The organism is Pantoea sp. SGAir0215 (assembly GCF_043543215.1).
Window position 1 is genome coordinate 16544 of the sequence record NZ_CP028031.1, and the last position, 14552, is coordinate 31095.

The following is a 14552-nucleotide window of genomic DNA, read 5'->3' on the forward strand; positions in this document are numbered from 1 at the left end:
GTGAATTAATCCCGGCTAAACATGGAGTTATAGCTGCTATCAGCCGTGGACCACGGCGATGCCGTGGAATACTGTGCAACGGCCTGTCCAATCGCCTGGGGGTCGCCTGTCGCATAGATGTTGTTGGTTACGGTGTGCTGACGGTTATCCACGTTTGAATTGTTAACCGAGGGCAAAGGCTGATTGAGCGTGCTGTTAAGGCTGGCGCGCGATGCGGCCGGACGGGCATCCGCGTTATCCTCATCCTCGTCATCCTGCTCGCGCATTTTGGGCGGTGGCAGCTTGTCTTTCACCTTGTCAGATTTCTCATCAATGATGCCAAGTTTGCCCAGAACCCAGTCAATGCCGCCCCGCAGTTGGTTAAGGGCTTCACCAGGTAATTTCAGCGCTGTCGCCAGCATGTTGCCGAAGCGCTGTCCCATCTCCCCTGCTGAAGCCAGTTCCTGCTGAGAAAACTTCACGGGTTCCAGCAGCTTCGAGAACCAGGCGCCCAGCTCGGACACTTTGTTACTGAACCAGTCAAATACCGGCTTCAGCGGCGCGAACGCGTCGCTGATCGGTCCCATCGCCGCGCTGAAACCTTCAGCAACGCCGCTGATAAAAGCGCTAATCGGTTCCCAGTACTGGTAAACCAACATGGCGCCCGCCGCGATAGCCGCGCCAAGCAAGACCACCGGTAGCGTAATCGCCCCCAGCGTGGCCGTAATCGCGCCACCGATGATGGCAAACGCGCTGCCCAGCAGCTCCACACTCGCCATGATAGTGCTCAGCCCGCTAATGACAGGCCAGGCAATGTTTCCCACGCTGGCCAGTGAATCCACCAACGTCAGCCCACCGGCCGCCAGCGTCAGCAGGCTGTCCGAGAGCTGGGGATTGATATTCATAACGCCGGTCAGGACGGACTGAACGGACAAGCCGTCCTGACTGATGGCCTGCAGGCTGGTATCAACCGACGCGTCTGTGGCTGGCGGCTGGGCAGCGGGCGCCTGAGACAGCTGGTCCAGTCGGCCACTGGCTGCGCCCTTCATCAGCACTGCGGCAGGGGCCGCGCCCTGTTCACCAAAAATGGCCTGCAGATAAGCGGCTTGTTGGGCTGCGTCGAGTTTATTTTTCTCAAACGCCGCCTGTACCTGACCGAGCACCGCGAAAATGGGCTGGTTGTTGCCCTGTTCGTCAGCGGTTTGCACATTCAACGCTTTCAGAGCGCTGTCTGCGCTGGCGTCCGGTGCCTGAACATGTGTCAACATGGCGCTGACGCCAGCACCGGCCTGGCTGCCCGTCATGCCGTTTTCTGCCAGCACGCCCATCATGGCCGCGGTCTGACCGACGCTAAGCCCCGCCTGTTTTGCCACCGGGCCTATACTCGCCATCGCCTTGTTGAGTTCAGTGATATCGCCTGCGCCCTGCCCACCCGATTTTTCCTTGCCGTTATTCGCGTCGCCAGGGGATAAGTCATCAATGACTTTTCGGCCCTTCTCAACAAAGTCTTTGGCCTTCGAACTGGCACTTTGCACGTTATCTGCCAGCGCCATGCCGGCACGGTAGCGATCGCGTATGCGGTTGAGCTTGTCCTGACGTTGATTCAGCCGATCCATGGACTGACCCTGCGCATTGAGGGTGGATGTCGTCTGCTCGGCTTGTTGGTTCAGCTTCCGGCGCTCACTGCTCAACCGGCGCGTGGAAATCCCGGCGTCATTCAGCGCCTGGCGTTGCTCCTGTACCGACTGACGCAGCTGGATGTTTTTTTGCTGCAGCGCGTTAGCCGACTGACGCAGCTTATCCAGCGCCTGCGTTTGTTCCGCGGTGGGGTTTTGGGTGTTTTTAAGTTGAATGGCGAGTGCTGCCGCTTCTGCCCGGGTATTTTTAAGATTTTGCTGGGTCAGCGTCAGTTCTTTGCGCGTCGCACGGAACCCTTCAATCTGCGCGGATTTAGCGTTGAGCGCATCCAGGCGGTCCTGCGTTTCCTGGATATCCGCAGACAGTTTTTCTGTTTCTTTACGCACGGCACTGAACGGGCGCGTCGCCCGATCAACCGCTTCCAGCAGCACTTGCAGCTTGAGCGTGTTACTCATCTGAGGTTACTCCACTGCGGATCATCACTCTATGCCGCCAGTCGAGTAACTCTTCCAGCGACATGGGATACATTTCTGAGGGGGGCCAGTGAAAAACGCTGGCAATATCGGCCATCAGATCATTGACCGTCATATCGCGGGGCCAGCTTACGTGGCCGATTTCGCTGACAAAAAACCAATCACCTTGCCGCCCAGGGCAATCAGGTCAACCGGGTCCAGCGCATTGCATTCCGCTTTGGTCAGCGAAGGCATCGTGATGCGGGGCAGCACCATCAACAGCGCATCCACATCGGACGAGGCCAGCTCGGCCAGTCGTACACCGCGCAGCGCGCCGGCGTTCGGTTTGACCAGCTCGACCTGGGCGATCACTACATCACCGCGTGAAATCGGGCTTTCCAGCACCACCAGGTTGTCTTTCTGTTCCGGCTTATCCAGCTGTTCCATTTTATCTCCATCTCAATTAAGAGGGGCCAGCGCAGAACGCGCTGGCCTTTGTTATTACACCAGGCCGAGATTTTTACGGCGCTGTTCCAGACGATCGACGCCGTTGACCTTCTCCACCATGTTGACGGTGTCGATTTCAATCAGCTCTTTGCCATTCCAGGTCAGTTTGAAATAGGTATTTTTGCTGGTGACTTTAGTTTCGGCGTTTTCACCCTGCTTGGCTTCACCGAAGTCAAACGCCTGGTGCTTACCGCGCACTTCAATTTCAACGGCAATCTCTTCGCCGGTGTCATCGCGCTGATAAGAACCGGTAAAACGTAACGGAACGTTGGCCGTTGCGCCCCACTGGCTGAGTACCAGCTCATCCATACCGCCCAGCGTCCACTCCATATCGAGCGCCGCATCGTCCAGGCCGTTATCGATAAACGCGGCGCCGTTCATGCCGCCTGCTCGATAGGTATCCAGCTTGCGTGACAGCTTCGGCAACGTAACGGCGGTTACAATGCCCTGATAGCTGTTTGAATCATTAAAGAGGTTTAACCCTTGAGTTTACGTGGCAGTGCCATTTATCCGGCTCCTTAGCTGTTTACGGATGCGGCGAAGTTCGCCAGATAGGTATCAGTGATGCGCTGACGCAGCGTCAGATCTTCCAGCGGGGGCACCGGCGTGTAGTCGTAATCGATAAACAGTTTGCCCGCCTTCAGGCTCTCTTTATCGTTCGCACTTTCGTCGTACCAGCAGTTCGCACCCAGCAGATAACCAGCGCTGACCAGTTCACGGAACTTCGCGTTGATGCCGGCGATGATTTCGCGTACCAGCACTGGCGTCAGCGGTTTATCGTTGGCCCACATGTGCGCTTCCGCCATGGTATCGGCCAGCACCTGCGCTGAACGGGTGTAGTTCTCAAACGCGAAAAGCGGATCGTCGCTACAGGTACGGTTGCCCCAGAAACGGAAGCCGTCTTTGCGGATCAGCGTGGTGACGCACTTCTCATTCAGCAGATCGGCATCGGTGCCGGTCTGTTGCAGATCCCAGAAAACGTCTGCAGAGATGCCGGTTACGCCATTGACGCCCACGTTGGACAGGGTTTTATGCCAGCCCGTATCGTTGTCAATTTTGGCGCGCAGGCCCAGCGCACGTGCGGTGGCATAAGCCATTTCAGATTTGCTGGTCGCGGTGTTCCAGGCAATAAAGTCTGGCCAGATGACCATCAGCTCACGCTGGCTGAAGTTTTCGCGGTACTTCATGGCATCAGAGATGGTTTTGCTGTTCCAGGCAGACACGTAAGCAAAGCCACGCAGCTGCTGCGCAATGCTGGCCAGCGCGGTCGCCACTTCCAGCGAATCCAGCCCTGGCACGCCCAGAATACGTGGCTTAACACCCAGCTGAGTTTGCGCGCTGAGCAGCGCCTTCATGCCGGTGTATTTACCGTTCGCGTCTGTCGAGCCAATCAGGTTAGAGGTGGTTTCCGCCTGAGTCGCGCCTTCTGCTACGCGAACCACGACAGTCACTGGCTTCGCCTGGTCAGCAATCGCCTGCAGCGCGGCCGCCAGGGTGCCCTGGGTACCGGCTTTGCCGATGGCTGCCTGCACGTTGGTCAGCAGAACAGGTGTGTTAAGAGGGAACGCCGTTGCATCAGCATCTTCTGCGGTGCAGATCATGCCAACAATGGCGGTTGAAACAGTCGAGATGGTGCGTGTGCCGTCATTAATTTCGACGACGCGGACACCGTGATGAAAATCAGACATCTGTAGCACTCCGTGTTGAGGGTGTGCTCAGAGTGTCAGGTCAGCAGAAAGGATGCATGCGATTGCGGTTTGCTGGCGCGTGGCTAAACAGCGGCGATAATTTACAGGGTAACAGGGCTGTCAAAAGCCTTACTCCAGAACCGGATATCCACGTTTTGACGCAGCCCCTCTTGCCAGAACGGGTCCTGCTTCAGGAGAGTTTCAACGGCTTCTTTGGATGCGGCTTCCACAATCCATAACGCACCATCGGGATGAGCCGTGGCATGCTCTCTGAGGGAGCCCGCAATCAGTACGCCTGACCTGACGCTTTCCAGCCACTGCAGATGAGCATCCATATAGATTTTGCGGATATCAGCCCGGTCGGCACGATCGTAAAAACGCACGGCAAATAACATCGCTTATTCCTGTTAGTTACTACTGTGATCGGTGGGTTTAGCGGCATTGACTGGAAGATAGCGATACAGGGTTTTGACAGAAATATCCAGCACCAGTGCCACCTGGTAACGTGTGGCGCCGTTCGTCAGCATTCTTTTTGCCCGCTCCACGACGTCTGGCGTCATAATGCGCCGCCGCCCACCAATGCGTCCTTTTTCTCGCGCAGCGGAGAGGCCCGCTCGCGTGCGTTCAACGATCAATTCACGCTCCATTTCCGCCAGGGCGCCCATCACATGAAAGAAAAAACGTCCCATCGGCGTGCTGGTGTCGATGCTGTCTGTCAGGCTACGGAAATTGACTCCCCGTTCACGCAGCTCCTCAGTGAGCATGACCAGATGACGCATGCTGCGGCCAAGCCGATCCAGCTTCCACACCACCAGGGTATCACCCGCTTTTAACGTCCTGAGCGCCCGTTTTAGGCCTGGTCGTTCGCTGGTCTTACCGCTGATTTTATCCTCAAAAATCTGTTCACAATTTGCACTCTGCAAGGCATTCCGTTGTAAATCGGTGTTTTGGTCATTTGTTGACACCCTGACATAGCCAATCAGCATCGTTTTTCCTCTGGTAAAAGAGGGGGAGTTTGCCATTGTGCAGGTTACAGGGGCCAGGGATTTGTTTCGCGGAAACCTCGGTTTTGTAGAAGCGGTTCAAAATGAAATTTCGCGCTCCCGAGGCGTTAAACAATTCACGAGTAACGGCAAGTTCCAGGTCCCGGATGGCGTAAGCACTGTCTACTTATCCGGATGTGCTGCTGGAGGCGGCGGGGGCGGTGGCGGTTGCCGTACAAACACCAGTGAATTTGGCGGTGGCGGCGGTGGCGGTGGCGCTGGACAGTCAGTTATTAAGCGCGCCATAACAGTTAAGCCTGGAGAAATGATCGATGTAGTCATCGGGGCTGGTGGTGCCGGTGGAACCACGTCAGTAAACTCCGATGGCAAAGCTGGAGGAGTTGGTGGCAATACTGTTTTTGGCAATTATTTGACCCTCATCGCCGGTCAGGGTGGAGACCCTGGTGGTGGTGGTTCAGCGCAGTATGGCGGAGCTGGCGGAGGAGGTTATCCTCGCGGAAGCTCTGGTAACGATGGAACGGGTTACATTGGCGTAAATGCTACAATCATCGGGTCAGGCGGAAGTGGAGCTGGTGCATCTTGCCCATTTGGTGGCGGTGGTGGTTCAGTGCGATCATCGGGAGATGGGAGTGCTGGAGGCCAAAATGGTTACGTTGGCGATGGTTATGGTACTGGCGGTGCTGGCGGGTCAACAGGAATAAACGGTAAAGGGGCTGTGGGGCAGCCAGGTTTAGTCATAGTCGAATGGTAATTGGGAAAAAACAATTTTTTCTCACAAGAATTTAATAACCCTGAAGAAATAATCCGGCCAGAAATAATTAAAAACATTCAATCTTTCCATGGTTGATTTTTAATTTATATCTTTTAAGGGTTATTTTTAAAAATATACTTCAGCATAAGTTTATTAACGCAGTCCATAACAGTTGAAGCCATAACGTAGAATCATTTACTAATCATTTTATAAGCATCTTTTTGATATTTATGAGATTTAAATTAAGACCCGCTGCCGCGGGTCTTTTTCCGACGTGGTGTTCATTTCCTGGGCGGCACGAACATACCTTTTACATACTCCCAACCTTCTTCAGGCTTAACTTCACATTCTGTGATATCAACCCACTGAATAGAAGGGTGGAACAATTCCGTTATATCATCTTCCGTTGAAAATAGTTCTCTTACTGTGTTTTTTTCAATTCGCGCATAGTTTTTCATGCATATTCCTCAATGATAATAATGCCATCGCCACCGCCCCCTCCATTTTGAGCAGATGAATTACTAACAGAAAATGCACCGCCGCCGCCTGATCCAAACGCGCCAGGATCACCAGACAAAGATGAGCCTGCAGCAATAGGATTTCCCCCTCCACAGAAAAACGATGCGCCACCACCTCCACTCTCATAGCCCGAGCTTAAGGTAATTGCTGGGGTTCCTGCAGAGCCTCTGACATTCATGTGATTACCACCATAGCCAATACCACTGCCGCCGTTAGAAAGTAAGCGATTCTCTCCGTAGTTAAATGCCGTACCACTTGCCGCTCGAGCACCGCTTGATGCAGAGAGGTATCTACCAAAACTGCTGCTTTGCCCTGATTGCGGCTCGTTACCACCGACTCCACCAGAACCACCCTTTCCGACGGTTAGCAATATGGGAAACTCAAGCTCATCGACTGAATGCCAGGAGATAGCGGTACCACCCGCCCCTCCACCTGAGCCAACCGCTCCCTGATTTGCTCCAACTGCAGAAGTCCCACCGCCACCGCCGCCGCCTCCTGTAACGATTATTTTTAGTAGTCTCGCGGTCGGTTTTGCATAAGTCGTATTTTGACTGAAAATATTTACCTTCAATAATCGGCCAAAAAGCTTTTCGTCTAAACCGAGGTTTTTGAGAACCTCCGCCACCAGCCCCGCATCTTTAATCTCTGCCAGCGCTTTAGCCGTTTGCAGATACTGGCTATGAGGGTTTGCCGCATCGAAATGCTTCTTCATCACGTCGTCGGTATAGGCTTTCACTTCGATGACTTTGTCATCCACATACTGCCGCGTGGCCAGCACCACCGAAGGATCAATCTTTAATGTGACGGCACTGGTGCTGTTCACGATCAGAATCATGCGCACGGTCTGGGTACGGCCGCTGCCTTCCTGAAGTTGTGGCTTATAAGTTTCAGCGCAGTTTGCCACCGCAACCATAACGCCATCGGCGTCATACAGGCCAATTTCGCGGATCCAGAAGCCACCTTCGCCTTCAGGGATAATCTGCTCAGCAATAATCTGACTAGCGTTCGCCGCATCCACCTTCAGTGAATTCAGCGCGGCGCGTCGCTTTTCGCCGACCAGTTTGGTCTGTGCAGGATCGGGCGTGGGCAAAGTGCCGCCGCCATCCCCCACCGCCATTTGGGTGATTTGCAGTTGGGTACCCAGGGCCGCGGCATTGGCCAGCTTTGCCGCGCCCTGATTGGTCAGTAGGGCAAAATATTTCGTTGTCATGCTCTCACTTCCGTCAGGTCAATAAGATGGACCGCTGCGCCGGTGTAACCGGAACCGCCTGCGGTGATAACTTCAGGTGTATAGGGATAAACGGTAAGCTCATCGCCACTGTAACTGGCGGCCGCAACAGGAACGGTGCCGGTGCTGTCCAGATTGATGGATAACCCCGTCAGATGACGGCTGACCGGTTTGGCATCGGCAATTAATCGCTCCAGCTCGTTGTACATGGCCTCAGTGATACCGGTTTCCAGCACGCCCACGTCCAGGCGGAACGTGCCCGGCGCTTCGTTGGTGTTCCACCATTCCTTGATGCGGATTAGATAGCCAAGCGGCTCCACCACACGGCGCAGCGATCCAATCGTTCCCTTGTGCTTATGGATGTATTCCGATGCGGCAACCACGCTGCGCTTGGTGCTTTCGCTCCAGCCTGAATCCCAACGGTCAACCGACCAGGCCCAGGCCAGATAAGGCAGCAGCTCGACCGGGCAGGTCTGAGCATTCCACAACATGCGCATCGGCGCAGGGATGGCCTCCAGCGTTGCGCAGGCTTCCGCCGCCGCCACTTCCAGTGCCGAAGATCCGGTGGGCAGCAGGCGTTTACTCATCAGAACCTCCTACCGTGATCTGATAACCGGTGCAGAACGCCGCTTGGGTTTTATCCAGCACCACATCCGCAGTCGGCTGCGCCAGTTCGACACGCTGTACGCCTTCGACGTGCAGGGCGGCGTAAAGCGCAGACTTACGGATATCGCGGCCCAAACGTGCCTGGGTGTTCACGAACGCCTGCAGTTTTGCTTCTGAGGCAGCGCGAATAGGTTCGGCTTCGGGGCCGGGATAGAGGTACAGCGTGGCCTCGACGCGATAATCCACAATCTGAGCCGACTGAACAGTGACGCGGTCGGCGACCGGTCGTACATCTTCATCGTTCAGGGCGGCATCCACGATTGCCAGCAGATCGTTATCCGCCACGCCGTTGCCCTCGCGTGACAGCACGGTAATGGTGACGCTGGCAGGAGACGGACTGATGGCGGAAGCATCGGCGACGCGTCCGTCGGCACTGCGCGCATGAAACTCATAGGCACCCGATGGCCCTGCCACACTCAGCCCCTCAAAGGCGGCAGCAATGCGGGCGCGAAAATCTTCGTCGCGCTCCATTACGGCTTCAACAGGCGGCGTGGCGGTGGGATCTGCAGGGATCAGTACCAGCCGCGTCACGCCGTTATTTGCGCCCAGTTGATCCAGATCGCTGCCGTTGGCCCAGGCAACCATCACCGCCTTTGCCGCCTCGTTAACGCGCTGGCGCAGGATAACTTCCCGGTACGCGTTCTCCTGCAGGAGCTTCACCAGCGGATCCGACTCCAGCGCCAGTACGCGGGCAACCGACGCCTGCTGGTCAGCAGGATAGAGCGAAATCAATGTCGCCTTGCGTTCCGCAAGCAGCGTTTCATAGTCCAGCGTTTCCACCACATTTGGCGCAGGCAGCTGGCTCAGGTCGATAGTAGGCATGGTTCAACTCACAGGGACGGTTAACGAAAAATCCTGCGCGGTATCCGCACGGTTGCCGGTGATTTCCACCACCATCCCGCCGTCAAACGCAGACTCAAAATTGATGCCGGTCAGGCTGATGCGCGGCTCCCACTGCAGCAGCGCCATATAACAGGCCGACATGATTTGCAGACGCAGCGTGTCGTTTTGTGGCTGGTCAATCAGCGCCGACAGTAGCGAGCCATAATCACGGCGCATCACCCGCGACCCGAGTGGCGTGGTTAAAATGTCGCGCACGGATTGTCGGATGTGATCCAGCTCTTCCAGCGTCGTACCCGTTTCGCGGCTCATACCGCTGTAGCGTGCTGTTGTCATAATGGCGCTCCTGTTGTCCCACCGCTGTCGCCCGGATGTTGATGCGTATGCAGCACTTTGCCATTGGAGGCGAAACTGCCGCCGCTGTGCGATACGTCGCCCTTCATGGTGCCGCCCTGGGTGACTTCCAGCGTGGCGGTTTTGAGTAACGTTGTGCACTCCACCTCGGGCGTATCCAGCAGGATTTTAACGGCCGCCTTGAGAGTGGCAGTCTGGATCCCCTCCGCTTTTAGCGCGCCGGTCTGGGGCTCATATTCAATAACCGCCCCATCGGGAAAGGAGCAGTGCAGCGCATCCGCAGAGGCCGATGGCGCCGGACTGGCATCCGAAAACACACCGGGCAAAACAAAGCCGCTGTTCAGCTCGCCGCCCAGGCTCATGATCAACACCTGCTCGCCAACCGAAGGGGCATTCCAGGTACGGGTGCGTCCCGCCCGGGCTGTCAGCCAGTGCAGCCAGTCAGTGGTGTTATCACCGGTCTTTACACGGCAGGTGCCCGCCTCCAGATTGACGTCGGAGACAGTACCGATGCGGACCATGTTGCGCAGCAAGCGCTTGATTTCTAATATTTGCTCGTTCATGGCAGTAGTTTCACGTTGCAGGAGAAAAGCAGCAATCGAATGCCGTTTACTCAGAAATGACTAAACAGCGCCTCAGCAAAAGCGGCAGTGGCTATGCCTTCCATTCGCTGACCAGCTTGCCTTTGATATACAACTGCCAGGGCCGCGCATCGTTTTCTGGCAGCGCAGGTTCCGGCAGATGCGTGATGTGTAATCCACCTTCCTGCTGCTCAACCCAGACACGTTCGGTCAGCTGGAGCGTGACCGTCACGGTGTGCTTCCCCTCGTCCGTGGCATCAAGCGTGAAGGTAAAGCCGGTGCGGCGTTTTTCCTCCGACACCATGATGTCGGGCTGGTTTTCCCGCAGCCAGGCCAGCACGGGCACCATGATCAGATCAATATCGTCGGCATACTGAGTAATGACGACAGCCAGCTGAAAGTGGTATTCAAACGACAGCGAGCTGGCGAGGGTGGAGACCAGACTGCCGGACTGAATATCGATGGTCAGGTTGTCAGGATTTTGCTGTAGCAGCGGAACGCTGTTTATCAGCACCTGACGGAGTTGGGTTGCTTTCAACATCATGCTGCTCCTGGCACGCTTTAATCATCTCTACCTGCAACCCGCACGATGCGAGCGCAGCCTCTAACTGGCGGTTATCTGCCGCCAAATCACCCTGCGTTTGCAGGCGGTTCTCCGGGATGGGGCAACTGGTCACGCGTGGACAGCCAGTCCAGATAATCTCGGGCATTGCTGAAGGCGGGACGGCTGTGCAGCCGGATAACGTCAGCAGGCAAAGCAGTCGCACTCCAGGCACGTAAAGCGGGATTCGCATCGGTTTCTCTTCTGATTGTCGTTTCGCGGTTCAGCGCCTGAGCGCTGGCCTGGTTTTGCTGTAGCCGCAGTTCGGCCTCACGTTTTCGGCTGGCCTGACTGTCCCGCTTGAGTTGATCGATGGCCTTCTCCCGGTTGCTCAGGTCGGCGGCCAGCGCCGCGGCCTTGTGCTGTGCCTTGTCCAGCCGCGCCTCGATGACGCTGAGACGCCAGCCGCCGGCCCCCAGTGCCGCAAGTAACGTCACGATCGCAAACACCATCAGTCGCATCATCCTGCCCCTTCAGGCACCAGGCCATTTCACGCTGGCGACGGTTATCCAGCCCGGCGTTATACGTCCCTTTGACATAGACCCAGCGTCTGAGCTGCAGGCAGGCATCGCGCCAGCGGCCACGGTTAATGAAGCCCGCCAGCGTGGAGTTACAGGCGGCATGTACGCCGACGTTAAAGCCAAAGGACACCACCGCGTCGTAGACCTCGGAGGGCATGTCACGTGTCATGCACTGATCAATGCCGCGCTCAACGCGCATGACGTCATAAACCAGGTTGACTGCCGCCTGGCGCTCGTTCACCACGCTGGCAGGCGTAACGCCCTGCGTATGGCCAATGCCGTTAGTCCAGACGCCGGCGCTGCACTGATAAGGTGACGTGCGGCACCCTTCGGCATCAGCAATCAGCCTGAGTCCGGCTTCGGAGGTTTTTAGCATCTTGATTTGCGGTAGCAGTGCGGCCATGGCCAGCACGGCGACGACGGCACATCGCTTAGCGGTCTGGCTCAAAATTCAGCCCCTTAACGTTACGCTGCTGCAGCTCGTAGGTTTTGCGGCGGTAATACCAGTTGATAAAAAAGGTTGCGACATTGATGCACATCGTTAACACAGCAACGCCAGAGCCCACCATAAAAGCGATATCCTGTGGTGTGTGACGTCCAAACCACATCAGGACAATCCCGATGAGGTAATTAATCAGAGAACTGATTTTTTCCATTGGCACTAATCCCACAGATTGAGCGTCTCACCAGTAGCCGCCTGGGGCAGATCCGGTAAGACCACTTTGCATCCGTGCGGTAAGGTTGGGCCTTTTTCTGCCAGGCCAGGATTGGCGGCATAAACCTGTTCAACCGCCTGCTGCGTGCGTCCGTAATAACGCCAGCAAATCTCATCAACCGTTTCTTCCTGTCGTGCATAAATCAGCATTGATTGGCCCCTTATGAGCATAAAAACCATGGTTGGCTGGGCGAAATGTTGTCGGTAGCCTGCATTACCGGCACCGCATCGCCAGGCCATATCTCCTGTCGCAAAAGCAGGTTTCATAAAGCTCAGGCCATGCGGTAAACAGGGGGCATGTGCTCAGCGCGGCCTGCGTTGCCAGCGCGCGACAGGAGTAGTGTCTGCTTCAGCAGCGCATTGCTCAACGCGGGAGCGCCCGCTCAACAGTGAGCGGGCAAAGGCAGTAAAAATGGGATGACTCCGGCTAAAAAAACGGCAGGAAGGAAGAAAAGCGCGCGTTTTAACGATGAGGTTCAACGACCGGAAGAGGCAATAGAACGGGAAAGGAAGGTGCGTGTTTTAGCCGTGATGATCCGCAGGCGGAAGAGTCAGCGAAACGGGAAAGAAAAGTGCGTGTTTTAACGATGAGCGTCTGCGGCCGGACGAAGCAGTGAAACGGGAAAGGAACGTGACAACTGCCTGGCGTTTTTTGTGGCCTGACACGACAGTAAGGAACGCTAAAGACCGATCGAAGTGAAGGTCTGTTTGCCCGGACCGCTGCCCGCGCCTGAGCCCACATCATCCTTTGGGTGGGCTCAGGCGACAGACAACCCGCTGACGTTACAGTGAGAACGCCGGCATCATGGTTTTTTTAAAGGCGTAGCCGAAAAGACAACGGAAAATCGGTTATCGGAAAGGGTGTAGTTAGCTGCGAGTTCAGCAATCAAATTTAACGCAATTTCCCTGTCTCGTTCGCCGCAGGCCCCTTCACTGGTGAGCCTGGCGATAAGCTCAACGCGCTCAAGCATAACTCGCTCATGTAATTCATTTCCCACAATTCCCTCCCCCAAAATAAACACTGTACATACATACAGTATCATAGCATTGATTAACTGTGGAAGCGTTTTAAGATAGTTGGTAAAAAATTATATCATGTTGATAGGCATCAACTTTTATTAACCTTCCCTTAAGACAAACCTTCAGCACTGACCTGCAGAAGCGTAAGAAAAATCAATAGATTTTCCTCTAAATGATGCCAAAAACGTGGCGTGTGTTTCGTCCGGATTTGAAAGCATTTCATGTATGCTCTTCCACACAGAGCGCTACCAGCCATAAATGCAGACACACTTTTGAGCGGATGCGTCTAAAGGCAAGATTGCCATAAAGCCGTCCTTACAAAAGGAGATGGGTAAGCGATACCCCCTACAACGCAACCATCCACCAGTGCACTTCTGCGAAGGGTGAAAGCGGGAGGGAAAACCTACTGAAAAGATGTTCAGCGTTCCCTTCGCTATCCTGGCATGCTCGATATCCAATACCTGACATAGCGTTGTTGCCAGTTACTTATTTGAATGAATGAGTTGAAATTATGATAAGTAGTATGGCTCAATTATTTAAAACCTTAATCTGCAGCAACATGATGGCTTTTAATTCCCCCTATAATCATCTATCAATACGTTTCATCCTCGGCAGCTAAAAACGAATAATTCTTTTAACGATACTGCCATGTAATTTAATTCCCCAGTCAAAAATGCCATCCGAACATTCTCCGCCTGCATTCTTTATGCATACTACAAAAATTTTATAATCTTGCATATTTAATCAAAAGACCGGCTCACCTTTCAGGCTTTATTAAGTCATCAGATGGAGGCGGCCTGATGGAAGATCTACTGAATTTTATTTATTACAAGCGTAGCTTGCCCCGTGTTATTGTAACAACCATCGTCAGAAACCCAGGCAATTATTGTTGAGGTTACATCAACGTAAACGCGAACCGGTGTCGATGTAATGCTTTGCCCCCACCGATTAGTTGAATATCCTAAGCCCCCCTGAAGCAGAACAGTATCAATAGCGCAGCCACCGCCCAGATCATTACTGGAACAGCTCATATTGTTATTCGTGATTGAGACATCATAAGTCCCTTTTTGCATCTGGAACTGTGCCGGTTTACCAGCAGCAGCGGTTCCCGGAGGCGATGTGATGCAGTTTTGTAGTGCATTGATATTAATGCTTGTTGCTGCCTGACTTGACAGCGCTATAAAAGCAGTAAAAGCGACCAACGTTTTCTTTGCGTTCATAATTCTTACTCCTGAAAACAATGTAATTGAGAAAATCCAGTACCGGTTGAATACATTCCATTTGGATAAACATGACTTGAAAAGACGAAAAATTGACCAGCAGTACTCTTGAAGATACGGAAATTCATCCGCGTTCTGGTGTCACGATGCTGTCCCACTAAAAAAAACGTTAAGTCCCCAAATACATTTCGATAATTTAAAGAGATACCTTATTGCCCATCCAGTTTCATGTCACGTGGACTCAACAGCAATCGTATACCGTTTACTC

Annotated in this window: 20 protein-coding genes and 2 pseudogenes; 1 reads left to right on the plus strand and 21 read right to left on the minus strand. The window is 54.4% G+C overall.

Going from position 1 to position 14552, the window contains the following annotated elements:
* Positions 1-5: 5 nt before the first annotated feature.
* The 7 genes and pseudogenes from C1N64_RS00100 to C1N64_RS00130 all read right to left on the minus strand — a co-directional run bounded on the left by C1N64_RS00100 (position 6) and on the right by C1N64_RS00130 (position 5250).
* Complete coding sequence (locus C1N64_RS00100; RefSeq protein ID WP_394515170.1) at positions 6-2072, minus strand: phage tail tape measure protein; 2067 nt, start codon at positions 2070-2072, stop codon at positions 6-8.
* On the minus strand, positions 2065-2187 hold the full coding sequence (locus C1N64_RS00105; RefSeq protein WP_013027268.1) for a GpE family phage tail protein: 123 nt from the start codon (positions 2185-2187) through the stop codon (positions 2065-2067). The genes C1N64_RS00100 and C1N64_RS00105 overlap by 8 nt, the downstream gene beginning before the upstream one ends.
* A gap of 32 nt (positions 2188-2219) precedes the next feature.
* Positions 2220-2516: a phage tail assembly protein gene (locus C1N64_RS00110; protein WP_033739909.1), complete on the minus strand. Its 297-nt coding sequence runs from the start codon at positions 2514-2516 to the stop codon at positions 2220-2222.
* A 54-nt stretch (positions 2517-2570) separates the two neighbouring features.
* A pseudogene (locus tag C1N64_RS00115) lies at positions 2571-3082 on the minus strand (phage major tail tube protein).
* Between the two features lie 12 nt (positions 3083-3094).
* Positions 3095-4264 (minus strand): phage tail sheath protein, encoded by a 1170-nt coding sequence (locus C1N64_RS00120; protein ID WP_394515171.1) that lies wholly within the window; start codon positions 4262-4264, stop codon positions 3095-3097.
* 101 nt (positions 4265-4365) lie between these two features.
* Entirely contained in the window at positions 4366-4659 is a 294-nt protein-coding gene (locus C1N64_RS00125) for a YciI family protein (protein WP_394515172.1), read from the minus strand.
* 12 nt (positions 4660-4671) lie between these two features.
* Entirely contained in the window at positions 4672-5250 is a 579-nt protein-coding gene (locus C1N64_RS00130; RefSeq protein WP_058708776.1) for a recombinase family protein, read from the minus strand.
* A gap of 554 nt (positions 5251-5804) precedes the next feature.
* Here C1N64_RS00130 and C1N64_RS00135 point away from each other — a divergent pair.
* On the plus strand, positions 5805-5969 hold the full coding sequence (locus C1N64_RS00135; RefSeq protein ID WP_283785820.1) for a hypothetical protein: 165 nt from the start codon (positions 5805-5807) through the stop codon (positions 5967-5969).
* A 331-nt stretch (positions 5970-6300) separates the two neighbouring features.
* On the opposite strand, the gene C1N64_RS00140 is transcribed toward C1N64_RS00135, so the two are convergent.
* The 14 genes and pseudogenes from C1N64_RS00140 to C1N64_RS00205 form a co-directional block, all read right to left on the minus strand.
* A complete protein-coding gene (locus C1N64_RS00140; protein WP_166649059.1) occupies positions 6301-6477 on the minus strand; it encodes a hypothetical protein in 177 nt (58 codons plus the stop codon).
* Positions 6474-7748 (minus strand): phage tail protein, encoded by a 1275-nt coding sequence (locus C1N64_RS00145; RefSeq protein WP_394515184.1) that lies wholly within the window; start codon positions 7746-7748, stop codon positions 6474-6476. The genes C1N64_RS00140 and C1N64_RS00145 overlap by 4 nt, the downstream gene beginning before the upstream one ends.
* Positions 7745-8353, minus strand: coding sequence for a phage tail protein I (locus tag C1N64_RS00150; protein WP_033739917.1), 609 nt, complete (start codon positions 8351-8353; stop codon positions 7745-7747). The genes C1N64_RS00145 and C1N64_RS00150 overlap by 4 nt, the downstream gene beginning before the upstream one ends.
* Positions 8346-9254, minus strand: coding sequence for a baseplate assembly protein (locus C1N64_RS00155; RefSeq protein WP_205958853.1), 909 nt, complete (start codon positions 9252-9254; stop codon positions 8346-8348). Before C1N64_RS00155 ends, C1N64_RS00150 begins: the two co-directional genes overlap by 8 nt.
* A gap of 3 nt (positions 9255-9257) precedes the next feature.
* Positions 9258-9608 carry a GPW/gp25 family protein gene (locus tag C1N64_RS00160; RefSeq protein WP_172913629.1) on the minus strand — a complete coding sequence of 117 codons (351 nt, stop codon included), beginning with the start codon at positions 9606-9608 and terminating at the stop codon, positions 9258-9260.
* A complete protein-coding gene (locus C1N64_RS00165) occupies positions 9605-10189 on the minus strand; it encodes a phage baseplate assembly protein V (protein ID WP_033739923.1) in 585 nt (194 codons plus the stop codon). Before C1N64_RS00165 ends, C1N64_RS00160 begins: the two co-directional genes overlap by 4 nt.
* A gap of 91 nt (positions 10190-10280) precedes the next feature.
* Positions 10281-10751: a phage tail protein gene (locus C1N64_RS00170; protein WP_081049498.1), complete on the minus strand. Its 471-nt coding sequence runs from the start codon at positions 10749-10751 to the stop codon at positions 10281-10283.
* A complete protein-coding gene (gene lysC / locus C1N64_RS00175; RefSeq protein ID WP_226374589.1) occupies positions 10681-10956 on the minus strand; it encodes an Rz1-like lysis system protein LysC in 276 nt (91 codons plus the stop codon). Before lysC ends, C1N64_RS00170 begins: the two co-directional genes overlap by 71 nt.
* On the minus strand, positions 10838-11260 hold the full coding sequence (gene lysB, locus C1N64_RS00180) for an Rz-like lysis system protein LysB (protein ID WP_394515185.1): 423 nt from the start codon (positions 11258-11260) through the stop codon (positions 10838-10840). The genes lysC and lysB overlap by 119 nt, the downstream gene beginning before the upstream one ends.
* A 16-nt stretch (positions 11261-11276) precedes the next feature.
* Positions 11277-11777 (minus strand): annotated as a pseudogene (locus C1N64_RS00185) (lysozyme); the annotation flags it as partial.
* On the minus strand, positions 11761-11985 hold the full coding sequence (locus C1N64_RS00190; RefSeq protein ID WP_033739930.1) for an HP1 family phage holin: 225 nt from the start codon (positions 11983-11985) through the stop codon (positions 11761-11763). The pseudogene C1N64_RS00185 and the gene C1N64_RS00190, both read right to left, overlap by 17 nt.
* 5 nt (positions 11986-11990) lie before the next feature.
* Entirely contained in the window at positions 11991-12194 is a 204-nt protein-coding gene (locus C1N64_RS00195; protein ID WP_033739932.1) for a tail protein X, read from the minus strand.
* A gap of 653 nt (positions 12195-12847) precedes the next feature.
* The gene (locus C1N64_RS00200; RefSeq protein WP_226374750.1) at positions 12848-13015 is read right to left on the minus strand and encodes a hypothetical protein; all 168 of its coding nucleotides are present in this window, start codon (positions 13013-13015) and stop codon (positions 12848-12850) included.
* Positions 13016-13873: 858 nt separating this feature from the next.
* Positions 13874-14284 carry a hypothetical protein gene (locus C1N64_RS00205; protein ID WP_033739934.1) on the minus strand — a complete coding sequence of 137 codons (411 nt, stop codon included), beginning with the start codon at positions 14282-14284 and terminating at the stop codon, positions 13874-13876.
* Between the last annotated feature and the right edge of the window lie 268 nt (positions 14285-14552).

What these genes read in the sequence shown, in the direction of transcription:
- C1N64_RS00105 (WP_013027268.1), bottom strand. Translation starts at nt 2,187, where the DNA reads ATGGCCGATATTGCCAGCGTTTTTCACTGGCCCCCCTCAGAAATGTAT.
- C1N64_RS00135 (WP_283785820.1), top strand. Translation starts at nt 5,805, where the DNA reads ATGCTACAATCATCGGGTCAGGCGGAAGTGGAGCTGGTGCATCTTGCC.
- C1N64_RS00195 (WP_033739932.1), bottom strand. Translation starts at nt 12,194, where the DNA reads ATGCTGATTTATGCACGACAGGAAGAAACGGTTGATGAGATTTGCTGG.
- C1N64_RS00155 (WP_205958853.1), bottom strand. Translation starts at nt 9,254, where the DNA reads ATGCCTACTATCGACCTGAGCCAGCTGCCTGCGCCAAATGTGGTGGAA.
- C1N64_RS00110 (WP_033739909.1), bottom strand. Translation starts at nt 2,516, where the DNA reads ATGGAACAGCTGGATAAGCCGGAACAGAAAGACAACCTGGTGGTGCTG.
- C1N64_RS00170 (WP_081049498.1), bottom strand. Translation starts at nt 10,751, where the DNA reads ATGATGTTGAAAGCAACCCAACTCCGTCAGGTGCTGATAAACAGCGTT.
- C1N64_RS00205 (WP_033739934.1), bottom strand. Translation starts at nt 14,284, where the DNA reads ATGAACGCAAAGAAAACGTTGGTCGCTTTTACTGCTTTTATAGCGCTG.
- C1N64_RS00140 (WP_166649059.1), bottom strand. Translation starts at nt 6,477, where the DNA reads ATGAAAAACTATGCGCGAATTGAAAAAAACACAGTAAGAGAACTATTT.
- C1N64_RS00150 (WP_033739917.1), bottom strand. Translation starts at nt 8,353, where the DNA reads ATGAGTAAACGCCTGCTGCCCACCGGATCTTCGGCACTGGAAGTGGCG.
- C1N64_RS00165 (WP_033739923.1), bottom strand. Translation starts at nt 10,189, where the DNA reads ATGAACGAGCAAATATTAGAAATCAAGCGCTTGCTGCGCAACATGGTC.
- C1N64_RS00130 (WP_058708776.1), bottom strand. Translation starts at nt 5,250, where the DNA reads ATGCTGATTGGCTATGTCAGGGTGTCAACAAATGACCAAAACACCGAT.
- C1N64_RS00120 (WP_394515171.1), bottom strand. Translation starts at nt 4,264, where the DNA reads ATGTCTGATTTTCATCACGGTGTCCGCGTCGTCGAAATTAATGACGGC.
- C1N64_RS00160 (WP_172913629.1), bottom strand. Translation starts at nt 9,608, where the DNA reads ATGACAACAGCACGCTACAGCGGTATGAGCCGCGAAACGGGTACGACG.
- C1N64_RS00100 (WP_394515170.1), bottom strand. Translation starts at nt 2,072, where the DNA reads ATGAGTAACACGCTCAAGCTGCAAGTGCTGCTGGAAGCGGTTGATCGG.
- lysB (WP_394515185.1), bottom strand. Translation starts at nt 11,260, where the DNA reads ATGGTGTTTGCGATCGTGACGTTACTTGCGGCACTGGGGGCCGGCGGC.
- C1N64_RS00190 (WP_033739930.1), bottom strand. Translation starts at nt 11,985, where the DNA reads ATGGAAAAAATCAGTTCTCTGATTAATTACCTCATCGGGATTGTCCTG.
- C1N64_RS00125 (WP_394515172.1), bottom strand. Translation starts at nt 4,659, where the DNA reads ATGTTATTTGCCGTGCGTTTTTACGATCGTGCCGACCGGGCTGATATC.
- C1N64_RS00200 (WP_226374750.1), bottom strand. Translation starts at nt 13,015, where the DNA reads ATGCTTGAGCGCGTTGAGCTTATCGCCAGGCTCACCAGTGAAGGGGCC.
- C1N64_RS00145 (WP_394515184.1), bottom strand. Translation starts at nt 7,748, where the DNA reads ATGACAACGAAATATTTTGCCCTACTGACCAATCAGGGCGCGGCAAAG.